Source organism: Bradyrhizobium sp. CIR48 (assembly GCF_014198315.1).
Taxonomy (GTDB): Bacteria; Pseudomonadota; Alphaproteobacteria; order Rhizobiales; family Xanthobacteraceae; genus Bradyrhizobium.
This window is the reverse complement of record NZ_JACIHG010000011.1, coordinates 268,572-288,707: the sequence shown is the minus strand read 5'-3', so window position 1 is coordinate 288,707 and position 20,136 is coordinate 268,572. Positions and strand designations below refer to the sequence as shown.

Below are 20,136 nucleotides of genomic sequence, written 5' to 3'. Positions count from 1 at the left end.
ACTTGGAGGAAAACATGGGCATCATCTGGACGATCATCATAGGTTTCATCGCGGGTGTCATCGCGAAATTCATCATGCCGGGCGATAACGAGCCGACTGGTTTCATTCTGACCACGATCCTCGGAATCGTAGGAGCGTTCGTGGCCACCTATCTCGGTCAGGCGCTGGGCTGGTATCGGCCCGCCGAAGGAGCGGGGCTAGTCGGCGCCGTCGTCGGTGCGATTATCGTTCTGTTCGTTTACGGGCTGGTCGCAGGCAGAAGCCGTCGGGCTATTTAGTTCACAGCGTGTCGCCCCAGCGTCGAAAAGCCGTAAGCGACGTGGCCCGTTTTGAAGCTGTGTCCGTGAAGCGCGGGCGCTATCGATACCCCCACGTTCAGAGTGTTCGTTGAAAACACCGTGCTTTGTTCTGCGAGGAACCCCTGCGCAACACTATCGTTGTGCTGATCTTCGGGACAGCAAAGGATACGATCATGGACCGCGAACATGTGAAGGGCGCCGCCGACAAGGCAAAAGGCGCCATCAAAGAAGGTGCCGGCAAGCTCACTGGCGACAAGGGCATGGAAGCCGAAGGCAAGATCGACAAGGCCAAGGGATCCGCCCACAACGCTGCGGGGGACGTGAAGGATGCGGCGCGGGACGCCGCTGACGCCCTCAAGAAGTAAGCAGAAGAAGCGAAGATCAAAAACTGGCCGCCTCCGGGCGGCCTTTTTTGCGCCATTTGAGATGGCGGGGGCTTTCAGCCGGAGATCAGAGGAACGAAGCGGACCTCCTCTATCCTTTCCTCGACGAACCTACCGTCCGGCTCGCGTGTCAGCTTCGTCAGCCACTGCACACCGTCAGGATCGCCGAGCGGGATGAGCAGTTGTCCCGACGGAGCTAGTTGAGCCTTCAGGACCGCGGGCGTCTGCGCGCCGGCGGCCGACACCAGGATCACGTCGAACTCGCCGCCTTCCGGCCATCCTGCGGTCCCGTCGCCATGACGCACATCTACGTTGCGGCAGCCGAGATGCCGAAGGCGCGACCGTGCGCGCTGCACCAATGCCTCATGGCGCTCGAGCGCGCAGACCTCCCGCCCAAGCTTGGCGGCGAGCGCCGCCAGGTAACCCGAACCCGCGCCAATCTCCAGAACCCGGTCCGATTTGGCGATCGCGGCAGCCTCGAGCATCTTGGCGACGATGTAGGGCTGAGAGATGGTCTGCCCTTTCGGAATCGGTACGGCAATGTCTTCGTACGCGGCTTCCGCGAACCGCCGATCAAGGAAAATTTCGCGGGGGACCTGCCGCATCGCAAACAGGACCCGCCTGCTGCGAATGCCGCGGCTGGCAATCTGCACGTCGACCATCGCGTCGCGGAGGAAGCGGGACCTCTTGGACCGTTTGCTCTCCCTGACCGCGCGCATGACCTCTCCAGGCATGGACGATTTCGCTCCAACAGATAGAAAACTCGGAAGCCCGCGACTTGCTCCTCGACGAGACGGCTGGGTCGCTCTCGCCGACGAGACCGAGTTCGCTGCCGATGAGTGAATCGCGGAGCTGCCGTCAGGAACGTGCCCGCAACGGGAACGACCGCCTCCGGATCGAATTGATTTCGCGGAAACCGAGCCCGGAGAACGCTCATGAAATGGATCTTCAAGGCGGCATGCGTGGCCGCAATGGCGCTGGCATCGGCCTCCGGCGCGGACGCCAAGGGCTGCATCAAGGGCGCCATCGTCGGCGGCGTCGCCGGCCACATGGCCGGTCATGGCAAGCTCGGCGCGGCGGCCGGCTGCGCGATCGGCCATCATGAGGCTAACAAGCAGAACCCGAAAAATTCGAATGCCCAGGCGCCGTCGGGACAGAAGTGATTTCCGGATCGGGCCTCCATAGTGTTGGAGAGACGCGATGAAATCGACGGTGTCGGCGCTCGTTCTTGGACTTGCCGTCACGACTTCCATGGTCTTGGCTCAACCGGCGAGATGGACCACCTACTCCATCCCGCAGACAGGTACCTCGGTCGATTTTCCGGCCTCGATCTTTACCGAAGAGGCGGGCCGGCCGGACGGCTACGGACAGCGATTTCGGACTGCTGACGGCCGAGCCGACCTTACGATACAGGCCGTATCCAACGTCTCGAATGATTCACCCGCTGCATTTCTCGCAAAGAAGCATCCGCCCGCGCGCATTCAGTACAAGCGAACGACGCCTCGGTTCTTTGCGGTGTCCAGCTACAAGGGCGACAAGGTCTGGTACAACCGGTGCAACTTCTCGAGCGGATTTATCCACTGCGTCCTGCTCAACTACCCGGCGAGCGAAGAGCGCGAGTGGGACCACATCGTAACGCGCATCAGTCTCTCGCTGAGGGGCAGATAAGGCGGGTGCGGGGTGGCCCTCGCGCGGGCTGCGCGTGCCTATGCCCGTGGCTTCGAGAACACGGATCCGAGAGGCCGCCGCCTTTGGCTATCCTCGCGAGCGCTAGTTCTGAATAGCGGGTCGTGAGACCTTTGGCTATCCGCGACAGGCGCCGTAGTTCAACGGCGGGCGACGGTCCCTGCAGTTCAATAGGGCGGCAAGGCTATCGTTCCTCCGATCTGCCCGCGGCTCGCCGATCTGTGGTTCACGCCGTAGCCGCCGCCCGTCCGGCCTCGGTGATGCGATACTCGATATCTCCGGATGGAAGCGGTTCGGTTTCCACGAGACCGAGCTCCACGAGCCGCGCCACGATTTCATGGTCGAACGTCGGCGGGCTGACCCAGGATTCGCCGAGGAGCTTCCTCAGAAAATTCCGCTCCAGATCGGTCAGCTCCATGCTCCAACTCCGCTCGCCGACTTCGTCCGGCACATTGCGGCGCGTCATCCGATCCGGCCGCTTCATCCCTGGGAAATCAACTTTTCGCCCCGGATTGTGCCAGGAACAGAGGCATCGTGGCCCCGTTGATTGCCAAAGACAACACCCAGGAGGTCAACATGACCATGGAAGATCGCGAGACGTTCAGCCTGATCGGCAGCGACAAGGTCGAGGGCACGAACGCGTACGACGCGAAGGGCGAAAAGGTCGGCTACATCGAGCGCGTCATGATCGACAAGATCAGCGGCAACGTGTCGTACGCGGTGCTCAGCTTCGGCGGCCTGCTCGGCATCGGCGACGATCACTATCCGCTGCCATGGCAGACGCTGAAATACGACACCAACCTCGGCGGCTATGTAGTCACCGGCATTTCCCAGGACCAGCTCCGCGGCGCCCCCAAATACGCCGACGAGAGCAGTTGGAATTGGAGCGACCCGGCGACGACGCGCTCGTTGAACGCCTATTACGGTGTGCCGGTGGCTTGACACGGCGCATTACGGTGCTTGGCTGGCTGACGGCGGAGGTTGCTCTTCCGCCGGACTGCGGACCAGCGCACTGCCGCACGCGAGACGACCCGGCTCGGTCGCCGAGGAGATTTGAAAGTGAGTGATGCCGTTCGTGTTCTGGTCGTGGAGGATGAAGCTCTCATCGCAAGCTTCGTCGAGGACGCCTTGTCCGACGGCGGTTTCGAGGCCTGCTCGGTCCATTCGGGGGAAGAGGCCATGTGCACCTTTTGCGATGGCCGCGAGGGATGTCGAGTCCTGCTGACGGACGTCAACCTGGGTGACGGCATCAGCGGCTGGGAGCTGGCGCGGCAGATCAGGGAAATCACGCCTGGCTTTCCTGTGGTCTACATGACGAGCGCCAGCGCGCCTGACTGGCAATCGCAGGGCGTCGACGGCAGCGTCCTGATCCAAAAGCCCTTTGCGCCGGCGCAATTGGCTGCCGCCGTCTCGCAGCTACTTGATACCGGAGCCTCGCCGGCTTGAACCGGAATCGTGGTGAGTTTCCGATGCTTCGATCGTGCCCACATCGGTTGCGGCTGATCGTTAGCGTTCTTTGACTTGGTGTGCGGCCGCGGCGTGCGCCCCCGCGACCAGCATCCAGTCCCGCAGCAGGCCTCTGTCCTCTCTGGAAAACGACGCACGCCGCTTGAGATCCTCCAGCGTCTCGCCGGGATGGCATCGCTCGAAATCCTCGCGGATTAGCGACTCGAGGTAGGTCCGGTCCCAAGCGCCGGCTGAATCGAGATGCTGGTGCGAGTAGGTCTTCATGGTTGCCGTTTCGGGGCACGCGCAGTCGAGGGCGTCCGGATGCGGCACAACGGTAAGAGCGATTGTTGGTTTACAAATGGGATCTGTCCGTCGCGGACGGTTTCGCTGGCAGGGCGTCGAGGCGGGAACCTGTGCAGGTCCACGCCGTTCGCAACCACGGGGGGCTCGCCTTGAAGGAGCCGTCACGATGATCGAAACCGAGACCCTCTTGGAAAAATGCCCCCGCTGCGGCGCCTGGCCGATGGCCGCGAGCCTGCAGCGGACGTCATCCGCGCAGCCGGATGTCCGGTTCAGGTGTCCAAGGTGTCACGGTGACGAGGCGGGCCGGCTGCGGCGCCCGTTCGTGCCGCGCCACCCGCCTCGGACTCTTGATGCGGCCTGAGATGAAGATCCGCTCCCATTCCGAAAGCCACATCGTCGAACTCGAAGACGGCTCGCGCTGGCAGATCTTTCCGGGCGATCTCGACCTGACGCTCGACTGGAAGCCCGAAACCGAGCTGACGGTCGTCGAGGCCAAAGATGAGGTCGCCACCCACGAACTGCTGGGGGCTGGCGGGAAGGTGCGTGTCAGGCCCCTCGGCGACAGTTGGCCTGCGAAGGACACCAAGGATGCGCTGAAGGACGGATGACGCGCTTGCGGCTACGGAGGAGGCCGCGACCCGCCTGGAAGCGGGCCGGAATGGCCATGGAAGACGAGAAGACCCGATTGCTCGCCGAAGCCCAGAGGTGCAGCCGCCTTGCTGCTTCCATCACCGATCCCGAGGTGATCGAGCGGCTCTCCGCCCTGACGGAAGAATACCAATGCCGGGCCAATGCTTCGCCGGACCCGAAGGACGGGTAGGGCTGAGTCAAATTTCGCCGGAACCAGAGAACAGCACGGCGGGCGGCGTCGCGCGCGGCGGCGGAATGGATCTTCCGACAGGAGATCCGGGTCTGCTCTTGGCGTCGTACCTCTTGGCCAGATCAAGCAGTCTTCTGCGCGTAAACGGGTCTGCCTTCTCCGCCAGATCCCGCGCCCGCTGCGCGAACCCGCTGTAGAACTCTTCCATGACGCCACCCTGCAACAACACCACGGACGCCGATCTTCGACGGTCTTCGGCGTTCGCGTCAAGAGATCGCTTGTGCCCGCAAGGCGAAGGGCACTACGCTGATCGGCGGGGGAAGCCAAATGTCGATGCTGCATCCTATCCGGAAGCCGTGCCCGCACTGTGGGCGGCCGATGAAGCTTGTTCGCGACGCCGCCGCCAGAGGCGGCGAGCGCTACGTCTGTCCCGAGTGCGACGACGACCCGCTGCACGATCCCGCCGCCCGGAAGTGGGTGGACGGCCCGCTGCGGCCGCCGGCGAAATAGGGGTGCAGAAGGACGGTCTGGTCTGACGGCCAGGAAGACGCTGGGACTGGCAAGTTGTTCATAGGCGCACCAACTCCATTATTGTTACCGAACCTGGGAGGTGCGAGGTGTCGGCTGTCGCAAACCTGCTTGCGCGCAAGCAGGCGCTCATGGAGCGACTGGAGAACGGTGCCGGACCGAACGAGCGCGAGGAAATCGAGCGGCTGCTCGCGCAGATCGAGACCGCGCTGAACTTGCTCGAATCGGGAAATGCCGCCACGCGCGAGGAATGATCTGGCCGCGCCGGTCGCGGCGCGCCGAAAGCGTGGGCGCCTAGGAACCGCAGCCGCCGCAGCCGGTTTTCGTGAATGCCGCGCTATTACTTCGATACCTCCGACAACGAGAACTTTGTCTTCGACGACGTCGGGGTGGAGATCGCTTCGTTCGAGGACGTGAAACGGGAGGCGTCCCGGGCCATGGCGGACTTCGCCAAGGACGTACTGCCAGGGTCCGAGGTTCGCAACTTGGCGGTCGAAGTTCGGGATGACGCAGGGCCCGTTCTCCGCGTGGGCCTTCGCTTCGAGATCGAGCACGCCGCTGTGCGCTGACGCCAGGGGCCGGGCGAATACCCCTCGCAAGGTGAAATGCTTCCGCCGCCCGTCGGCCATGTCGGAACCGGACCGCCTCGTTCGTCTTGAATCCAGGCCCGCCCCAACGGAGTTCTGCGTACATGGCCCCGCGTGCCAACTGGAAAGGCTTCCTGCGTCTGTCCCTAGTCACCTGTCCGGTCGCGCTTTATCCGGCCACCTCCGAATCCGAGAAGATCAGCTTCAACCAGCTCAACCGGCAGACCGGACATCGCATCAAGTACCTGAAGGTTGATGCCGACACTGGCGACGAGGTGCCTAACGAGGACATCGTCAAGGGCTATGAGCTCGGCAAGGGCCAGTACATCGAGGTCTCGAAAGAGGAACTCGAGGAGATCGCTCTGGAGTCCACTCGCACTATCAAGATCGACGAGTTCGTTGACAAGGCCGACATCGACCCGCGCTACCTGATCCGCCCGTACTACGTCCGCCCGGACGGCAAGGTCGGCCACGACGCTTTCGCGGTGATCCGCGAGACAATTCGCGAGATGGACAAGGTCGCCATCGGCCGCGTGGTGCTGACCAATCGCGAGCACATCGTCGCCCTCGAGGCAATGGACAAGGGGCTCGTCGGTACGCTGCTGCGCTACCCCTACGAAGTCCGTAGCGAGCATGAGTATTTCGACGAGATTCAGGACGTGAAGGTCACGAAGGACATGCTGGATCTCGCCAAGCACATCGTGAATCAGAAGGCCGGGCGGTTCGAGCCGGAGAAGTTCGAGGACCACTATGAGACCGCGCTGATCGACCTCATCAACAAGAAGCGCGCCGGCAAGCCGATCACGCCGAAGGAGCGTCCAGCATCGACCAACGTCGTCGATCTAATGGAGGCGCTGCGGCGGTCCGTCGGCAACGAGGCCGCATCGGCGAAGGCCGCAAAGCCCACCAAGAAGCCGCGAAAGGCGGCCGCCGGCCAGAAGGAAATGCTGATGCCGATCGAGGGCAAGAAGACGGCGAAGGAAGCTACGGCGAAAAGGCCGGCCAAACCGCAGCGGAAGTCTGCGTGATTTTCTACAGCAGGAGGATTGGAACGAACGGGTTCGCGAAACGTCGAATCCAAGCCCCCGGCCCCCAAAAGCCCCATCCGGGGGAAAACCTACCCCAAGGTTGGCGGTCCGAATGCGCAACATAGCGCAAGGACCGTTTGCGCCCGAAGGAGGGAGCAATGAACAATCGCATATCGGACCGACGGATGCCGACCGTTGCCCAACGGGAAGCCCGCAAGGTGTTTCGCGACGCGCGCGCGGAGGCGCCGGTCTCAGAGCATGAGCGCGACCAACAGGCGTTCCATGCAAACCGGGAGCGCCTGAAGGCGGAGCGGATCGCTCGAGAGGCTGCAGCGAAACAGAAGCCAAAGACCTGATTCCCTTAAAGCGGTTAGCGCCAGCGGGCTCCCGATCGATGGAGACGATTGCGACGTCCGCTTCCCATCACCGAGATGAAAAGCGGATGCTACCTCAATTCCGCCCCTGCGGGAGCGAATGCTCGAGGAAGAAGCGCAGCATTTCTCTCGTTGCGTCCGGTCCGTCTGGATCGGTGTAGGAGCCGGCGGGGCTGCCCCCCGACCATGCGTGTCCGGCGCCGTGGATTTCCCAGTGCTCGAGGATGCTGCGTCCGGAGACGTCAGTATGGACCGTGCGAGTGTAGGCATGCCCGCCCGGCACCCGTCCGCGATGCACCTTCGTCGTCGTGCTTGTCCCACCAACGGATTGCCGGACAATTCGCGCGCCGTTTTTCGAATGCACCGTGTTGTCGCGGTCGCCGTGGAAGACGATCGTCGGAATGGATGGGCCACCTGCCGGCCTTTCATCGGACCCGCCGCCTTGCTTCATGGCAATCAGTGCCGAGGAAAGGTCCGTGGCCGCCCCGCAGGCTAGTCCGGAATGGATCCCGATCGCCGCGTACAAATCGGCGTAGGTGGATCCCATGACTGCAGCGGCCGCCGCGCCTGCCGACAGTCCGGCGACGTAGACGCGTTTGGGGTCGACGCAATGCTCGCGCATGATCTGGCAAGTGATCCCGGCGATGAGTGAGGGTTCGCCCCTGCCGCGCTGCTGGTCGCCCGGACGAAACCAATTCCAGCATTTCGCATGGTTTGCTTCGGCGCCCTGTGCAGGATAGGCCACAAAGCAAGTCTGTTCTTCGGCGATAAAATTCATCCGCGTGCCGGCGGCGAAATCTTCCGGCGACTGCGTGCAGCCGTGGAGCATGATGACTAGCGGAATGGCCTGGCCATGATAGCCGCTCGGGATGAAGAGGCGGTACGTGCGGCTTCCCGCGGCGTTACCGTAGACGCCTTCGACGAACCTGCCGCCTTGAGGCACAATCTCCGCCATGGACGGAACGCGTCTCACCGATCCTCTCAGTCCGAGCCCAGGCAGGTTCTTGGTGAGATCCGCCGGTGGACGGGCCGTCCGTCGCGGGCTCCCCATCTCTGCGGCATTTGCCTTAGCGTCGATGGTCGGCGGCTCTCCTGGTGTAGAGTGGGAGCGGTATGTGCTGGGGGCGGTGACGTCTGGCGCGTTCTCGCCCCGAAGCATGCGTTGAAGTAGTGCGGTGGCTTCGACGAGCTGGCCCGAGCGCGTGAGGCGTGTGGCTTCGCGAACGATGTCCTGATTCAGCATGGCCTTACCTCGTTCTGTCGGCGAGAGCGGATTTGACGGCGGGACTGGCGTGCAGGGCCCCCAACACGGAGACCGAGGCAATCGTCGCGCGAGCAAGTTCGGGCGTCACGTCTGGGGCGATGGTCGCAAGGCCCAGAACATTGATGTGCAGCATCTTGCCCGCCCGCCGCGTCGCCTCGAGATCCTCGCGGCTGTAGTGCCGTAGCCCGAGGTCCAAACTCTTTCGGACCGTGGACTGCTTGACCACGTCGGCATGACGTTCGAGCTGGTTGCGGATTGCTGTTCGGATGAAATCGGTCCGGTTTGAGTAGAATCCTTCCTGGACCATCAAGTCGACCTGACCGAGATCGACGAACCCAAGATTGATCGTGATTTTTTCCGAGTCCGACGGCTTTGGTCGGATTTCGTGCACGTTGCCGGCCATCCTGTTATTACCATCCATATGCCATCTTATCAGATGGCATATGGATGGTGTTGGGTCAAGCCGCAAGATCCGCCTTGCCGCATTCTGCGCGAAAGTTCGATCTGTCCGGGGGCCGGCTAGTGCCACCGGCATCACCTCCTGCAGTAGCCGCCAGCCGGCGAGGCGCCCGATCCCGAGCCTCAGGAGCAGCTCATCGACAAATTAGGCGAGCTGAGGCGTGACGCTTCCGGAGAAGTAGCATCGCGATTGCGGTTGTGACGGCCCCCGGATTCCTACGGTCGCATCGCTGCGTGATCGTTTACGGTCCGCGATTATATTTCAGCCCATGGACGTCGAATACGATCCCGAGCGCGAGGCGTTTGCGGCCATGAAGCTGGCCGCCGAAGCTGATGGAGCTGAACGGCAGAGATGGATCAACGCCGCGCTGGCGTGGATCGAACTCACTCGCCTTCGTGCCTCGGCTCGCCGCGACCGCGGCATGACGGAAGAGGCGGCTTAGTCGGCCTCGGGCGGGCACTCCGGGCAGGTGTCGCCGACCGAATCCAGAACATCGCGGATCTCGGCGACGGCCTCGTCCGGAGCGACACCGGCCGGCGAATCCCGACGTGCGATGTCGAAGGCCCGCTCGCGAGCGTGCGGGTCGGCGCGGTCCTGCATCCACCCGTGCTCTTCGCACTCGCGGATGGCCCCGGCTTCCTGCAGCACCGAGATCGCCCAGCCGCGCAACGTCCGGAGCGCCGGTCGTCGTTCCTTCGTCATAAGCATCGAAATCGCTCCCGCCGGGACGAATCCTTCCGGCCGCCTGCTCGTTCCGGGCGGTTAGCACGGGTCTGGGATTCGCAATCGGCAGAGCTTCGGCTTGTCCACGTGTTTCGCAGCGCCTGTGAAGAACTACGCGGCCGGTGCTGGGTCCTCCTTCACGCCGCGGCCAACGATCTTCAACGTCCCGTCAGGAAGCGGCCGCTGCAGCCGCAGCGCCTCGTCCGCCTGCGCGGTCATCCAGGTCTCCACCTCTTCGGGCGTAGTCAGGATCACCGGCATCGCCTTCGGATGGACGGCGAAGACTTCGGCGTTGGCTTCCGTCGTCAGGAACGCGTACAGGTCGTTGGTGGTCTCGCCTTCTTTGACCTTTCTGACCGATGTCCAGTTGGTCCAGATGCCGGCGAAGCAGGCGAGCGGGCGGGTCTCGTCGAGCGCGAACCAGATGTCGCCACCTTCGGCCTTGTTGAACTCGCTGAACGAGTTGAACGGGATGACGCAGCGGTGCTCCGGACCCAGCCAGCGCGTCCAGTGTTTGCTCTTCAAGTTGCGGATGTTGGTGGTTCCGGAATCAGGCTCCATCCGGAGCAATTCCTTGAAATCTACGGCCTTGCCCTTCGCTTGCAATTTTTCGGCACGCTTCTTGGTCGCATCCATTTGCGCCTTTGACGACGACGGCATGCCCCAGCGCGCGAGCGCGAGTTCTCGTCCCTTGGCACCAGTTCGAACGATCGGTGCCTTATAGTCCGGAAACACACCCGACATTGGCGCTAGATTGCCGACGTATCGGTTGACGACTCTGAAGAGAGCGCTGATTGCTTCCTGATTTGTGATGATGGAATACAGATTGCACATTCTCAGTCAAACTCGGCGCCCGGGATAGCGATAGCTTTGCCCGATGCGGTCAGCATCTGTCCCTTTGCAGGCCTCTTCGCATCGTTGTCGGGGAAGCACGACGCAATTACCTGATCTAGCCAGGGCGAGAATAGCGTTGGCCGGCCTGGCTTCGCGTCAATCATTTTGAGCGTAGCTGCTTCCACCAAATGGCGAGCGTGCAGGTCATCCCGCGCTTCGACCCACACCGTCTCCTGGATGGTGGACGCAGACCATTTTTCGTCACCGGAACGAGTATCGATCGGAGATAATCGGAAGATCGTCATCGTCGCCGTTTCCCATCGCTTGCTGCGCCGGATGAAGGGGCGCCCGGGCTAGCGTAGGTGAGGCCAACGATGAACGCGCGCTGGCGATGAGTGTAATGTTTCCCCTCGCTGCACGGTTGGCAGAACAGTGCATCCTCGAGCATCAAGATCGGCGTCCGCGCCGGTCGCCTAATATCACGCAATGAAACCAGTGAAAGGCGCCGACAACGTTTGCACTTGGCCTCGAGCAGATCGTATCCGCCGTTGATGGCCTTGCCGATGGTAGGATTGGCTTGCTTGTCGTCGACGACCGGGCGCATTTCACCAGTCATCCATGCCCACATCAGTGCATTCCACGCCTCGCATTCCAGCCTATCGGCTTCACGGATCTTGGCTTCTGCTGCGCTGCGGATCAGCTTCGACTGCTCGAAGTAAGTATCATGGAGGCCGTCAGCATGACGGACGCCCTTTGCTTGAGCTTTCCTCAGATCGCCGGAGAGTGGGATAGGAACGATGCGCGGGGACATTCCGTCATATTCGCGCCGAATCCAAGTTCGGGAAAGTCGCTAGGGGTAGGTGATGGGGAAAGTACCGGTACCTGTCATTGGTCAATGTTTTGATGTGGGGCAACAGTTGGCTTGGCAGGTCAGTTGCCAGGCAGGCTTGAACTGTTGCCTCAATCCGCTGTCGCATTGAGCTTGTTGTATTTTTTGATCCGGAAGCTCGTTCTTGTGTGGCACCTTGAGAATTCGCGCACTCATGAGGCTTGGTCGCAAGCGGAGTCAGTTCTTTCGCCTGATAAGGTTTCTAACAAAACGGAGTCAGTTGATGACTGATAAGGAAAAGCGACAAGCTTATCAGTCCGAACAAGATCCTAGAGGGTGTGTCTGCTCTGCTCGAATAGCAGACCCCGCCTGCGGACGTCGGACCGTCAGCTAGACGCCACTTGCGGACTCATGCGTAAATTGCGTCCTATTCGCTCACGTCGCCGGCTTCGGCGAGCAGCGTCAGTGGCACCGTCAGTCCGACCGCATTGGCTGTCCTCAAATTGGTCAGGGAGTCGAATTTGGTCGGCTGCATGACCGGCAGGTCGGCGGGCTTTTCGCCGTTGTGGATCCGGCCGACGTGGGTTCCGGCGCTCGTGTAGGCTCTCGGAGAGTTGTGCCGGTAGCTGATCAACCCTCCGAAATTGATCCATCGCCGGCAGGCCTTCGATGCAAGGCCTCCGATGTGATCGAGACGCGTGCTGACCCTGATCATCGGCGCTGTTCTGGGCGATACAGAGGGTTGCGCGGGCGTGGGCAGGAGCGGGCGGTTTCTGAAGCAGCACAGCTAACGACCGCGCCCGGGCAGCCCACCTCCGGCCCCGAGTGGGCCTCAAGTGAAGCTCTCGTGTCCTTTTCCCCGTGCACTCCGTGCTCCTTCCACTCAACGGGCTGAGCATCTTTCGGCGGGGTCAGGTCAGAGAGGCGTACTCAATTGAATCGCGTCGTGCCGGCATTGGCGAAGGTGATCGCTAGCACTAGACTGTGGTCGAGGCGCCCTGCGACTTTGGCCTAGTGAGATCTCGTCGAGCAAATGGTGGATAGGAAAGGTACCACATTCTGGAAGTCTGATTTCGAATTAGAGGCGGCGAATTCGAAATTGCCGCCCGTGGCGGCCTTTCGACGTGAGGCGAATATGTCCATGGAAAGGTCAGCGGCCGGATTACAGGCGCACGAGCTTGTACTCTCGAATCTTTCGCCCAGCGGCGCTCAAAGGCGGTTCGCGCTTGGCGTCGTGCTAGTGCTGCTCCTTATCTTTGTCATCGTGGCAGGCCCGCTCTCGGGCCTGCCGCTGAGGCGGGTTGACGCCTTTGTACCCGCCTACGGCACTGCGATTTTTGTCATTGACTCTATCACTGCAGCCCTGCTCTTCTCGCAGTTCTCCATCCTACGCTCGCATGCGCTCCTCGCACTGGCGAATGGCTATTTCCTGACGGCGCTCATCGCAATTCCTTGGACGCTCACATTTCCGGGCGTATTGGCGCCGGAGGGCGGCCTTGGCGGTGGCCTCCAGAGTACGGTTTGGCTCTATGTCGTGTCGCACGTGGGCTTCGCCCTGTTCGCGATCCTCTATATACTGCTGAAGGATGCCAATCCGATGGAGTGGCTTTCGCCACGCTCCATTCGAGCGAAGATCCTTACGAGTGTCGGATCAGTTACCGCGCTCGTCTGTTGCGCGACAGTTTTCGTTACAGCAGGTCATGCGCTCCTCCCGCGCATCATGCTTGACACGGCGGAGGTTTCCTATCTCTGGTACTACGTGATCGGACCGATGGCGGCATTATTCGTCATCGCGCTTGTCTTGCTATGGCGGCGGCACCGCTCGGTGCTCGATCTCTGGCTGATGTTAGTCTTGTTCGCATACATCATCGAGATTGCCCTCACCGCCTTTCCTATCCCGTACCGCTTCAGCGTCGGCTGGTATGCCGGGCGAGTTTACGGCGTGCTTTCCGGCAGCTTTGTGCTGCTCATTCTGATGAAAGAAGTGACGATGCTATACGGTGAACTGCTGCGCGCAGTCCTTGCCCAACGCCGCGAGCGCGAAGTGCGTCTGCTGACGGGGGACGCGGTCGCAGTCACCGTTGCGCACGAGATCAAGCAGCCATTGTCAGCGATGATTATGAACGCTAGTACGAGCCTGCGCTGGCTCGATCGCGCGACGCCCAACATCGATGAGGCCAAAGCCGCATTGCAGGCAATCGTGAGCAACGGGCACCGTGCAAATGCGGTGATTGAGAATATTCGGACGCTCTTCCAGAGGGATGCGCGAACCCGGACCTCGCTCGACGTCGACGATCTGATCCGCGAAGCTCTGGCGCTCGTGCGCGACGACCTGCAGACGCATCGGGTAGCGGTTAACGTCGACTTCAACCACTCGCTCCCACCGATAGAGGGCAACAGGGTTCAGTTGCAGCAGGTGCTCGTGAATTTGATCACGAACGCGATCGATTCAATGGCCGTTGAAGATGTGGACCGGGTACTTTCCTTAAGGTCTAGAGTCTACGACTCCGGCAGTCTGATGGTATCGGTGGAAGACATGGGGAAGGGTGTCGAACCGAGCGCTATCGATCTGATATTCAAACCGCAGTTTACGACCAAGGTGCACGGGATGGGGATGGGGCTGTCGATTTGCCGGTCGATCATCGAGGCCCATGGGGGACGGTTGTGGGTGACCGCCAATCTGCCCCAAGGTGCCATTTTTCACTTCACGCTGCCCGCCCACCGGGAGCATTAGCATGCGCAGTGCTACTCTTGAAAGCTGCAGGAGGCCGAATTGCCTACGGAGAGCCTGATCTCGATCATCGATGATGATGAGGACTTTCGCGATGCTATGGCGGGTCTACTGAAATCGGCGGAGTTCACGGTCGAGGCCTTCCCATCCGCACTGGCCTTTTTGTCCTCCCCGAATGTTTGCAATACCTCCTGCCTGATCGTGGACCTCCATTATCCGCGAATGACCGGGATTGAGCTGCATCGTCGCTTGGTGGAGTCGGGCTACGCCATTCCAACGATCCTGATCAGCGCTGACCTCGACGACAGCGTTCGGGCTCGTGCGTTGGCTGATGGCATCATTTGCTGCCTGACCAAGCCATGCGATGAGGATGCTTTGTTTAGGTGGGTCTCGTTGGCTCTGGAGCGGGGCCAAGCCAGATGAATACCGTTCATGATGATCGCAGTCACATGCGAGGGTGACCGAGGACGGAAAACGCGACGTCATGGTCTGCAAGGTTCCGTGCCACATCGACTGATAAGGTAATACGCATTTCCTTATCAGTTTTGCCGTTTCGCCCATTAGCCTCCCGTCTAGCATACTTGAGAAGCTGGCTCTCGGATCCCACGGTGCGCGCTGAAGGTCTGTGCACTTCAAAAATCCCAGGAGAGGTTGGGGCATGTGCATCAGTAAGCTGCGCACCCGGTCATGCGCTCGGCCAATCGGACCGATGTTTTGCCGCATCAGCATGCGATGCTTTCTCAGCTCGCCGCTCGTAATCGTCGGCAAGGACCTTAAGGTGCCCCGCGATCGCTGAGTCGGTCATGGTTTGGGCTGCGCGGAGCCAAATCCATGCTGTCTCTAAATATGCCTTGCCTCGTTGTGAGATCTGGACCATCACGAGGCCCTCCCGCGGTTCTCTGGCAGCTGGTTGAAGGGTGATCTGGAGCCAGCCCACCCAATTGCGGTCGCTTTCCCTGCGAGCTCTGAACCCATCGACGCACTTCTTGGAACAAAGAGGTGCTCGCCACGAGTAGTGCCGGACGAGACCAAACTTACCACCACAAACTGCGCATCGCGCGGCACTGCGCTGGACCTCGGACTTTCAGAGCAGTTGGGCATTGTAGTCTCCTCTTGGCTTTATCGCAGCCGTTCGTCGATCATCCTTTTTTCAGGATCGCACTTCATGAGGCCATGCGCTTTTCCAACGCATGCACGCTAGGTCGATTGCGATCAGCAACTCAATTGAACGTCTAGTCGTCGCGTCATCCCAATGGTGTCGCGGAACTAATACGAAGGTTTAGGGCGCTTCCCCTTAATGCCGACCGCTTCCGCAATGGGTCTATGCGTGCGCAAACGGACGAAAGCTTGCTCAAAATTGTTCCGGGCCGCGCGTTTTAACGAACGATCACAAGGACCACGTTGTCGTCGCTTACCCAATCCTCCAGGCAGTCCGGCAAGAGCGAATGGAACGCTTCGCTGAAGGCGCGGACAGATCCCGGCCGACCCCAATCAGGAAACGGAGAAGGGATCACGTATCCAAAGATCCTAACTGTCACTTGGGGGCTCATTACGGCTTGGTCACCACCACGAGATCTGAGTTCGGATTGTCGAAATGTTTCTGTAGGCGTCCTGCCCAGTTTGCAAAATCGCGAAATCTTTCGCTCTCTTACGTGGTTCGGCATCCAGTCGGCGAATCGCGCCGACAAATCCATCGTAGGAGCTGCGTCAGAGTCAAGGACGGCGGCGCGCATTGGCATGCGCAACCTCCATCGGGCAACGGTTTTAGGAGTTTCTGCAGAGCCAGGTGGCATTCCTCGCTACGGGATCACGCGGCGCGCCGGCAATAACGATCCTCTATGGACTCTATGGCGAGAGGTGATTTCACTCACCGGCGTTGCGATGTCATTCTCGTCATGTTCAACACGACCAGGAGCTACAAATGTCAGTCCAGCAGCCGGTTCTCACGCCGCCCCACGGCGGCGAGACGGTGACCTCGAGCGGGGGTTCGAGCGTCGAGATGAAAGTGGAGAGCCGCCAGTCCGGAGGTGACTATGGCACTGTCCTGTGGACGGTACGCGCCGGGGAGGAGCCGCCGCTGCACACCCATTCGCGCGAGGACGAGCTGGTCTATGTGGTGCAGGGGCAGCTAATCGCGCGGGTCGGCGATGCCCGCGTCGAGGTGGGGCCGGGCGCCTACGCGGCTCTTCCCCGCGGTGTGCCGCATACGATCGAGGTGGTCGGCGACCAGGCGACCCTGCTGGTCAGCTTCGTGCCAGGTGGGCTGGAGCGCTTCTTGGTCCCCCGGAACGGCGAGAAGCCCGATCCGGCCGCTTTCGGCCTGGCGTTCCCCTAAGGGCGGGACGGCGACGCGCGGCATTCGTCACCGTGCGCCCGCGCGGGCCGCCCGCCGGCCGCTCGCGACGGCGCCAGATGATGATTGCACGCGCGCTGGTCGGCGGCTTCGCAGCCCCGTACAGCGGGGTGTCGCGTGATCTGCGGCTGAATTTCAAGTGGCAGCCACCGGCATGAATTGGAGGCGGCTGTCCAGACGGATGCGGTCCTGGGAGCACGAGCGCATCATCTCCGCGCGCGGCCGATGGCACGACGCAAACGGCGCCGCTGAGCTGCGCAACGCATTTTGGGGGCTTTTGAAGAAGGCGCCCGATGCGCGGCAGGACTCACGGGTTGGTCTTGAGGTTTTTCGCGAAATGTTCAACGAACGCGCGCGCTGCGAGCTTCGCTCCGCGTCCGCCCGGGAATATGGCGTTGACGTCGGCGGCGCCCATGTTCCAATCCTTGAGGATCTGCACTAACGCGCCCGATTTGAGCTCGGCGCGACAGCCCCAGAGACTGCAAGCCACGATCCCGATTCCGGCGACACCGGCAGCCACGGCCGCTTCGTTGATGTTCCCGGACAGAGGAGCTTCCACCTTTATCGAAACGGTTCTTCCGTTCTTCTCGAAGCAACAGACGCCATTTGAACCCGGGACACCAATCAACACGGGATGTCCGGACAGATCGTTCGGCGTTTTCGGGTACCCAGCCCGTTTCAGGTAGGCCGGCGAGGCGGCGATGAGCAGGGGATTTGATCCTACCCGTCTTAGAGTCGCAGAGGAATCCTCCAGCTTTCCGGACCGGATCGCGACGTCGATCGCGCTCCTGATGAGGTCTTGGCGACCGTCGTCCATCGCCAAATCGATCCGTAGCGCAGGGTGCCTCGAAATGAAGGCGGGAAGTCGGGGTATGACCTCCCGGATTGCCATGCTAGACGACAACCCTATCCGGAGCACGCCGCGAAGTACGCCCTTGCCGTGAATGGCTTGGGTCGCTTCTTCCAGAATGGCAAGCGCGGGCTCGACCTTCGCGAGGTAGTCCGCCCCGGCTTCGGTGAGCACAACGGCCCTTGTCGATCTCGCGAAGAGGGCCGCGCCTACCTCGCGTTCGAGCGACGCGATGTGTCGGGACGCCGAAGGTTGCGAAAGTCCGAGATCCTTGCCGGCACGCGAGAAGCTACCGGTATGTGCGACACGGACGAAGAGTGTTAGAGCAAGGAGGCGATCAGTCATCTCGTCTTTGCGCAGAGATTGGTCATGTTCGAGCTTAGTCCCGGATCCAACTTATGCGAAAACCGAATGAGTGGCGAGCGTCACAAGGCGGTGAGCTTCACGCCTCCCGGTGTATAGCCCGACGAGGGCTATCAGGGCTAGGGCGGTCGAAATGTACGGCGTGCGGCGTACGGCGCACGAAAACGGCTGAAGCCGCCCCAATCCTTCGAGCGGAAAAGACCCCAGCGCTCTCCGGGCGCGGGGTCAAGAGCTGCCGACGCGTCAGTAGCCGCTGGTCATGGCGCGCTATTCCGAACCGGTCGCTGCTTGCTTTGAACCTTTGAGGGCAGCGAAGAATTTGCCGATGAGTGGTAGTCGGAGTTCAAGCCTATTGAAAGAGCACGATGGCGACTACTAATGACAACAGCACAACCGATTCCGAAGTTAATAGTCTGGCCCTCACCTTACGGAATGTCGGGCTGTACCATTGCCGCGATCCCGCGTTCTATCTCGGGCGCAAGTGTGGCCTGTGCGGCGTCAACTTGGAGATCTGCCCAGCGCATGTTTTTATAGTTGAAGCCGGCGGGTAGAGTGGGCTTCACCACCATGAAGTAGGGCGATAGATCGAAGTCGCGCGGCGCATATAGAGACGAATGACGGATCTCGGCGATCTCGCACCGCCCGGACTTGTTCTCTATGTGCGTGATGTTGGGCAGGACCGGGTAACGCACGGCGTCGAATGCCTGCGCAATCAGAGACGAACAGATGATCCGACGCGAATCGCCGGAGCCAAGCGCGATGGTTCGTCGACGCCGACGGTGCGTGAATGGACAAGGGAATAGATAGCGCATGAGGTCGATGACGTTTTTGAAATCGTAGCCGAGACCTATCCGTTCGAATGCGTAGCGGCAGACCTGTTCGCGGTCCGCATCGGTCAGGCCGACTGGCCGGCATATGCGGGTTTGGCAATGCAAATACTTCGACAGAGGGGCCGACACGACCCCTTCGTCGATATTGGCTTCAATCAGGACGTGCGGCTCGCCGCCATTTGTGGCGCCCGATATCGGTCCGACGTACAACGCCGAATGCGACCATGTCGACTGAGTGATATATTTGATGCTGCTGGAAATACGACCTTTGCCCTCGACCAGCAGGACGTCACCGGGTTGAAGAGTGTGGCGTAGGGCGGTCGTTGCATCGTCCGAGGTGAGGGGCTGACACCGATTGGCCGGCTTCTGCAGCCTGGCGATCAAACGTTCGAGGTTGTCGAACATCCAGCCCATCACTCTTCCCTTCTTTTTGGCCGTTCCCGTATGACAGTTCCGGACGACTGCTCCCTCTTAGCCAAGCCTATTCAGGAAAGACGGACCGGACCATTGCACTGAGGTCCATCTGCGCAATGCATTTGTCTGAAACGACCATACCAAAGGATACGATTGACCACCCCCAGGGTTGGGAAAGCCGCACTTGGTCCGGCGGCTGCTATCGACGCTGCTCTTCATCGGGCGCACGTACGAGATCGCGGGGTGGAGCGAGGTGACCAATGAAGGCACTCGACGCCTCTATCGACTTTGCACTGGGGCTAATTTCGAGTTTTGACCTTCGCGGCGTTTCACCTACGTGCAAGGGTCATGTCGCTTCAGTGGATAACAATTGGCAGGCAGGACCGCCTGGCTCCGTCGAGAATGGCTCAAGAACCAGTGCGTATGACCGCGGAAGATTAAAACCGTTCAAACAGACGTTCGCCTTCCTCAAACCGGAAGCATGTTGATCACTGTACCAAGAACAAAGCACAGCGACCCGATTAGATAAAGCCAGTTCGCTAAATTGCCCATGCGACATCCCGTCGAGTGGCCGGCTGGGGTTCTGCAGCCTTGTTCATTTCAGGATCTCTCCTCAGGAGAACGCAGGGGAAGTTTATCCTTACGGCGGACACGTCGGCGTATCGGTCCAGGACGCCGTCGCAAAAGCGCTGAGGTTTGGTGCGGGAAGCTTGACGTGTAATATCGTTGGCGGTCTGCTCCATGATATGAATCATACGTTGGATTGCCCCAACTCGAACTATCGGCGAGAGCCTCAGTAGGAAGCATCGGGATGACCCCGCGGCGCCCAATAGCGCACGTCCGTTGTCACGGCCGGTACCGCCACCTTGATCGAACTGGTATTAATCGGTGCAGCAGACCATTTAGCGGGGGTCTGCGGCAGTGCGAGAGGAATAGCAATTGCCACGCTTCCCACTTGAATCTTCATGGCGGCCCCTATTCGTGTTGATAATGACTGTCCACCACCGACGAGAATGACCTTCTAGCGC

General features: G+C 60.9%; 29 protein-coding genes. 16 read left to right on the top strand and 13 right to left on the bottom strand.

Going from position 1 to position 20,136, the window contains the following annotated elements:
- Positions 1–14: 14 nt before the first annotated feature.
- Both GGD66_RS31055 and GGD66_RS31050 read left to right on the top strand, forming a co-directional pair.
- Positions 15–278 (top strand): GlsB/YeaQ/YmgE family stress response membrane protein, encoded by a 264-nt coding sequence (locus GGD66_RS31055; protein WP_183260173.1) that lies wholly within the window; start codon positions 15–17, stop codon positions 276–278.
- A 194-nt stretch (positions 279–472) separates the two neighbouring features.
- Positions 473–664 (top strand): CsbD family protein, encoded by a 192-nt coding sequence (locus tag GGD66_RS31050; RefSeq protein WP_028153403.1) that lies wholly within the window; start codon positions 473–475, stop codon positions 662–664.
- A gap of 74 nt (positions 665–738) precedes the next feature.
- On the opposite strand, the gene GGD66_RS31045 is transcribed toward GGD66_RS31050, so the two are convergent.
- A complete protein-coding gene (locus tag GGD66_RS31045; RefSeq protein WP_183260171.1) occupies positions 739–1,401 on the bottom strand; it encodes a protein-L-isoaspartate(D-aspartate) O-methyltransferase in 663 nt (220 codons plus the stop codon).
- Between the two features lie 216 nt (positions 1,402–1,617).
- On the opposite strand from GGD66_RS31045, the gene GGD66_RS31040 reads away from it, so the two are divergent.
- Both GGD66_RS31040 and GGD66_RS31035 read left to right on the top strand, forming a co-directional pair.
- A complete protein-coding gene (locus GGD66_RS31040; protein WP_183260169.1) occupies positions 1,618–1,845 on the top strand; it encodes a hypothetical protein in 228 nt (75 codons plus the stop codon).
- Between the two features lie 37 nt (positions 1,846–1,882).
- Complete coding sequence (locus tag GGD66_RS31035; protein ID WP_183260168.1) at positions 1,883–2,350, top strand: hypothetical protein; 468 nt, start codon at positions 1,883–1,885, stop codon at positions 2,348–2,350.
- A 244-nt stretch (positions 2,351–2,594) separates the two neighbouring features.
- On the opposite strand, the gene GGD66_RS31030 is transcribed toward GGD66_RS31035, so the two are convergent.
- Positions 2,595–2,786: a hypothetical protein gene (locus tag GGD66_RS31030; RefSeq protein WP_183260302.1), complete on the bottom strand. Its 192-nt coding sequence runs from the start codon at positions 2,784–2,786 to the stop codon at positions 2,595–2,597.
- Between the two features lie 158 nt (positions 2,787–2,944).
- On the opposite strand from GGD66_RS31030, the gene GGD66_RS31025 reads away from it, so the two are divergent.
- Entirely contained in the window at positions 2,945–3,310 is a 366-nt protein-coding gene (locus GGD66_RS31025; RefSeq protein ID WP_183260167.1) for a PRC-barrel domain-containing protein, read from the top strand.
- A 117-nt stretch (positions 3,311–3,427) separates the two neighbouring features.
- Entirely contained in the window at positions 3,428–3,814 is a 387-nt protein-coding gene (locus tag GGD66_RS31020; RefSeq protein WP_183260166.1) for a response regulator, read from the top strand.
- Positions 3,815–3,874: 60 nt separating this feature from the next.
- Here GGD66_RS31020 and GGD66_RS31015 read toward each other — a convergent pair whose 3' ends face one another.
- Positions 3,875–4,099 carry a hypothetical protein gene (locus GGD66_RS31015; RefSeq protein WP_183260164.1) on the bottom strand — a complete coding sequence of 75 codons (225 nt, stop codon included), beginning with the start codon at positions 4,097–4,099 and terminating at the stop codon, positions 3,875–3,877.
- Between the two features lie 383 nt (positions 4,100–4,482).
- On the opposite strand from GGD66_RS31015, the gene GGD66_RS31010 reads away from it, so the two are divergent.
- Together GGD66_RS31010 and GGD66_RS31005 are read left to right on the top strand one after the other, a co-directional pair.
- Positions 4,483–4,728, top strand: a complete 246-nt coding sequence (locus GGD66_RS31010) for a hypothetical protein (protein ID WP_183260162.1) — start codon at positions 4,483–4,485, stop codon at positions 4,726–4,728.
- A gap of 50 nt (positions 4,729–4,778) precedes the next feature.
- Entirely contained in the window at positions 4,779–4,940 is a 162-nt protein-coding gene (locus GGD66_RS31005) for a hypothetical protein (RefSeq protein ID WP_183260160.1), read from the top strand.
- Between the two features lie 7 nt (positions 4,941–4,947).
- On the opposite strand, the gene GGD66_RS31000 is transcribed toward GGD66_RS31005, so the two are convergent.
- Positions 4,948–5,148 (bottom strand): hypothetical protein, encoded by a 201-nt coding sequence (locus tag GGD66_RS31000; protein ID WP_183260158.1) that lies wholly within the window; start codon positions 5,146–5,148, stop codon positions 4,948–4,950.
- A 409-nt stretch (positions 5,149–5,557) separates the two neighbouring features.
- Here GGD66_RS31000 and GGD66_RS30995 point away from each other — a divergent pair, with 409 nt between their 5' ends.
- From GGD66_RS30995 to GGD66_RS30980, 4 genes are all read left to right on the top strand, one after another.
- Positions 5,558–5,722 (top strand): hypothetical protein, encoded by a 165-nt coding sequence (locus tag GGD66_RS30995; RefSeq protein WP_183260157.1) that lies wholly within the window; start codon positions 5,558–5,560, stop codon positions 5,720–5,722.
- Between the two features lie 75 nt (positions 5,723–5,797).
- On the top strand, positions 5,798–6,037 hold the full coding sequence (locus GGD66_RS30990; protein WP_183260155.1) for a DUF6894 family protein: 240 nt from the start codon (positions 5,798–5,800) through the stop codon (positions 6,035–6,037).
- 122 nt (positions 6,038–6,159) lie between these two features.
- A complete protein-coding gene (locus GGD66_RS30985) occupies positions 6,160–7,083 on the top strand; it encodes a Ku protein (RefSeq protein ID WP_183260153.1) in 924 nt (307 codons plus the stop codon).
- 185 nt (positions 7,084–7,268) lie between these two features.
- Positions 7,269–7,439 carry a hypothetical protein gene (locus GGD66_RS30980; RefSeq protein ID WP_246789045.1) on the top strand — a complete coding sequence of 57 codons (171 nt, stop codon included), beginning with the start codon at positions 7,269–7,271 and terminating at the stop codon, positions 7,437–7,439.
- 94 nt (positions 7,440–7,533) lie between these two features.
- Here the strand turns inward: GGD66_RS30980 and GGD66_RS30975 are convergent, their stop codons facing one another.
- Both GGD66_RS30975 and GGD66_RS30970 read right to left on the bottom strand, forming a co-directional pair.
- On the bottom strand, positions 7,534–8,700 hold the full coding sequence (locus GGD66_RS30975; protein WP_183260149.1) for a PHB depolymerase family esterase: 1,167 nt from the start codon (positions 8,698–8,700) through the stop codon (positions 7,534–7,536).
- 4 nt (positions 8,701–8,704) lie between these two features.
- Positions 8,705–9,124, bottom strand: coding sequence for a CopG family transcriptional regulator (locus GGD66_RS30970; RefSeq protein WP_183260147.1), 420 nt, complete (start codon positions 9,122–9,124; stop codon positions 8,705–8,707).
- A 325-nt stretch (positions 9,125–9,449) separates the two neighbouring features.
- On the opposite strand from GGD66_RS30970, the gene GGD66_RS30965 reads away from it, so the two are divergent.
- Positions 9,450–9,623, top strand: coding sequence for a hypothetical protein (locus GGD66_RS30965; RefSeq protein WP_183260145.1), 174 nt, complete (start codon positions 9,450–9,452; stop codon positions 9,621–9,623).
- Here the strand turns inward: GGD66_RS30965 and GGD66_RS30960 are convergent.
- The 5 genes from GGD66_RS30960 to GGD66_RS30940 all read right to left on the bottom strand — a co-directional run bounded on the left by GGD66_RS30960 (position 9,620) and on the right by GGD66_RS30940 (position 12,282).
- Entirely contained in the window at positions 9,620–9,889 is a 270-nt protein-coding gene (locus GGD66_RS30960) for a hypothetical protein (protein WP_183260143.1), read from the bottom strand. The two genes, GGD66_RS30965 and GGD66_RS30960, sit on opposite strands and share 4 nt — an antisense overlap.
- 126 nt (positions 9,890–10,015) lie before the next feature.
- Positions 10,016–10,738: an SOS response-associated peptidase gene (locus GGD66_RS30955; protein WP_183260141.1), complete on the bottom strand. Its 723-nt coding sequence runs from the start codon at positions 10,736–10,738 to the stop codon at positions 10,016–10,018.
- A gap of 2 nt (positions 10,739–10,740) precedes the next feature.
- Positions 10,741–11,043, bottom strand: coding sequence for a hypothetical protein (locus tag GGD66_RS30950; RefSeq protein ID WP_183260138.1), 303 nt, complete (start codon positions 11,041–11,043; stop codon positions 10,741–10,743).
- Positions 11,040–11,549 (bottom strand): hypothetical protein, encoded by a 510-nt coding sequence (locus tag GGD66_RS30945; RefSeq protein ID WP_183260137.1) that lies wholly within the window; start codon positions 11,547–11,549, stop codon positions 11,040–11,042. Before GGD66_RS30945 ends, GGD66_RS30950 begins: the two co-directional genes overlap by 4 nt.
- A 445-nt stretch (positions 11,550–11,994) precedes the next feature.
- Positions 11,995–12,282, bottom strand: a complete 288-nt coding sequence (locus tag GGD66_RS30940) for a hypothetical protein (protein WP_183260135.1) — start codon at positions 12,280–12,282, stop codon at positions 11,995–11,997.
- Between the two features lie 420 nt (positions 12,283–12,702).
- On the opposite strand from GGD66_RS30940, the gene GGD66_RS30935 reads away from it, so the two are divergent.
- From GGD66_RS30935 to GGD66_RS30925, 3 genes are all read left to right on the top strand, one after another.
- A complete protein-coding gene (locus GGD66_RS30935) occupies positions 12,703–14,301 on the top strand; it encodes an MASE4 domain-containing protein (protein ID WP_246789043.1) in 1,599 nt (532 codons plus the stop codon).
- A 39-nt stretch (positions 14,302–14,340) separates the two neighbouring features.
- Positions 14,341–14,721: a response regulator transcription factor gene (locus GGD66_RS30930; RefSeq protein ID WP_183260133.1), complete on the top strand. Its 381-nt coding sequence runs from the start codon at positions 14,341–14,343 to the stop codon at positions 14,719–14,721.
- Positions 14,722–16,219: 1,498 nt separating this feature from the next.
- A complete protein-coding gene (locus GGD66_RS30925; protein ID WP_183260131.1) occupies positions 16,220–16,633 on the top strand; it encodes a cupin domain-containing protein in 414 nt (137 codons plus the stop codon).
- A 325-nt stretch (positions 16,634–16,958) separates the two neighbouring features.
- Here GGD66_RS30925 and GGD66_RS30920 read toward each other — a convergent pair whose 3' ends face one another.
- The gene (locus GGD66_RS30920) at positions 16,959–17,846 is read right to left on the bottom strand and encodes a LysR family transcriptional regulator (protein ID WP_183260129.1); all 888 of its coding nucleotides are present in this window, start codon (positions 17,844–17,846) and stop codon (positions 16,959–16,961) included.
- 443 nt (positions 17,847–18,289) lie between these two features.
- Positions 18,290–19,108 (bottom strand): YiiX/YebB-like N1pC/P60 family cysteine hydrolase, encoded by an 819-nt coding sequence (locus GGD66_RS30915; RefSeq protein WP_183260127.1) that lies wholly within the window; start codon positions 19,106–19,108, stop codon positions 18,290–18,292.
- Positions 19,109–20,136 lie beyond the last annotated feature (1,028 nt).

Excerpts from the sequence above, each read along its gene's own strand:
- GGD66_RS31015 (WP_183260164.1), bottom strand. The coding sequence starts at position 4,099 with ATGAAGACCTACTCGCACCAGCATCTCGATTCAGCCGGCGCTTGGGAC.
- GGD66_RS30915 (WP_183260127.1), bottom strand. The coding sequence starts at position 19,108 with ATGGGCTGGATGTTCGACAACCTCGAACGTTTGATCGCCAGGCTGCAG.
- GGD66_RS31040 (WP_183260169.1), top strand. The coding sequence starts at position 1,618 with ATGAAATGGATCTTCAAGGCGGCATGCGTGGCCGCAATGGCGCTGGCA.
- GGD66_RS31000 (WP_183260158.1), bottom strand. The coding sequence starts at position 5,148 with ATGGAAGAGTTCTACAGCGGGTTCGCGCAGCGGGCGCGGGATCTGGCG.
- GGD66_RS31030 (WP_183260302.1), bottom strand. The coding sequence starts at position 2,786 with ATGGAGCTGACCGATCTGGAGCGGAATTTTCTGAGGAAGCTCCTCGGC.
- GGD66_RS30985 (WP_183260153.1), top strand. The coding sequence starts at position 6,160 with ATGGCCCCGCGTGCCAACTGGAAAGGCTTCCTGCGTCTGTCCCTAGTC.
- GGD66_RS30935 (WP_246789043.1), top strand. The coding sequence starts at position 12,703 with ATGTCCATGGAAAGGTCAGCGGCCGGATTACAGGCGCACGAGCTTGTA.
- GGD66_RS31055 (WP_183260173.1), top strand. The coding sequence starts at position 15 with ATGGGCATCATCTGGACGATCATCATAGGTTTCATCGCGGGTGTCATC.
- GGD66_RS31005 (WP_183260160.1), top strand. The coding sequence starts at position 4,779 with ATGGCCATGGAAGACGAGAAGACCCGATTGCTCGCCGAAGCCCAGAGG.
- GGD66_RS30945 (WP_183260137.1), bottom strand. The coding sequence starts at position 11,549 with ATGTCCCCGCGCATCGTTCCTATCCCACTCTCCGGCGATCTGAGGAAA.
- GGD66_RS31050 (WP_028153403.1), top strand. The coding sequence starts at position 473 with ATGGACCGCGAACATGTGAAGGGCGCCGCCGACAAGGCAAAAGGCGCC.
- GGD66_RS31045 (WP_183260171.1), bottom strand. The coding sequence starts at position 1,401 with ATGCGCGCGGTCAGGGAGAGCAAACGGTCCAAGAGGTCCCGCTTCCTC.
- GGD66_RS30940 (WP_183260135.1), bottom strand. The coding sequence starts at position 12,282 with ATGATCAGGGTCAGCACGCGTCTCGATCACATCGGAGGCCTTGCATCG.
- GGD66_RS30975 (WP_183260149.1), bottom strand. The coding sequence starts at position 8,700 with ATGCTGAATCAGGACATCGTTCGCGAAGCCACACGCCTCACGCGCTCG.
- GGD66_RS30920 (WP_183260129.1), bottom strand. The coding sequence starts at position 17,846 with ATGACTGATCGCCTCCTTGCTCTAACACTCTTCGTCCGTGTCGCACAT.
- GGD66_RS30990 (WP_183260155.1), top strand. The coding sequence starts at position 5,798 with ATGCCGCGCTATTACTTCGATACCTCCGACAACGAGAACTTTGTCTTC.
- GGD66_RS30925 (WP_183260131.1), top strand. The coding sequence starts at position 16,220 with ATGTCAGTCCAGCAGCCGGTTCTCACGCCGCCCCACGGCGGCGAGACG.
- GGD66_RS30965 (WP_183260145.1), top strand. The coding sequence starts at position 9,450 with ATGGACGTCGAATACGATCCCGAGCGCGAGGCGTTTGCGGCCATGAAG.
- GGD66_RS30960 (WP_183260143.1), bottom strand. The coding sequence starts at position 9,889 with ATGCTTATGACGAAGGAACGACGACCGGCGCTCCGGACGTTGCGCGGC.
- GGD66_RS31035 (WP_183260168.1), top strand. The coding sequence starts at position 1,883 with ATGAAATCGACGGTGTCGGCGCTCGTTCTTGGACTTGCCGTCACGACT.
- GGD66_RS31025 (WP_183260167.1), top strand. The coding sequence starts at position 2,945 with ATGACCATGGAAGATCGCGAGACGTTCAGCCTGATCGGCAGCGACAAG.
- GGD66_RS30955 (WP_183260141.1), bottom strand. The coding sequence starts at position 10,738 with ATGTGCAATCTGTATTCCATCATCACAAATCAGGAAGCAATCAGCGCT.
- GGD66_RS30980 (WP_246789045.1), top strand. The coding sequence starts at position 7,269 with ATGCCGACCGTTGCCCAACGGGAAGCCCGCAAGGTGTTTCGCGACGCG.
- GGD66_RS30970 (WP_183260147.1), bottom strand. The coding sequence starts at position 9,124 with ATGGCCGGCAACGTGCACGAAATCCGACCAAAGCCGTCGGACTCGGAA.
- GGD66_RS31010 (WP_183260162.1), top strand. The coding sequence starts at position 4,483 with ATGAAGATCCGCTCCCATTCCGAAAGCCACATCGTCGAACTCGAAGAC.
- GGD66_RS30950 (WP_183260138.1), bottom strand. The coding sequence starts at position 11,043 with ATGACGATCTTCCGATTATCTCCGATCGATACTCGTTCCGGTGACGAA.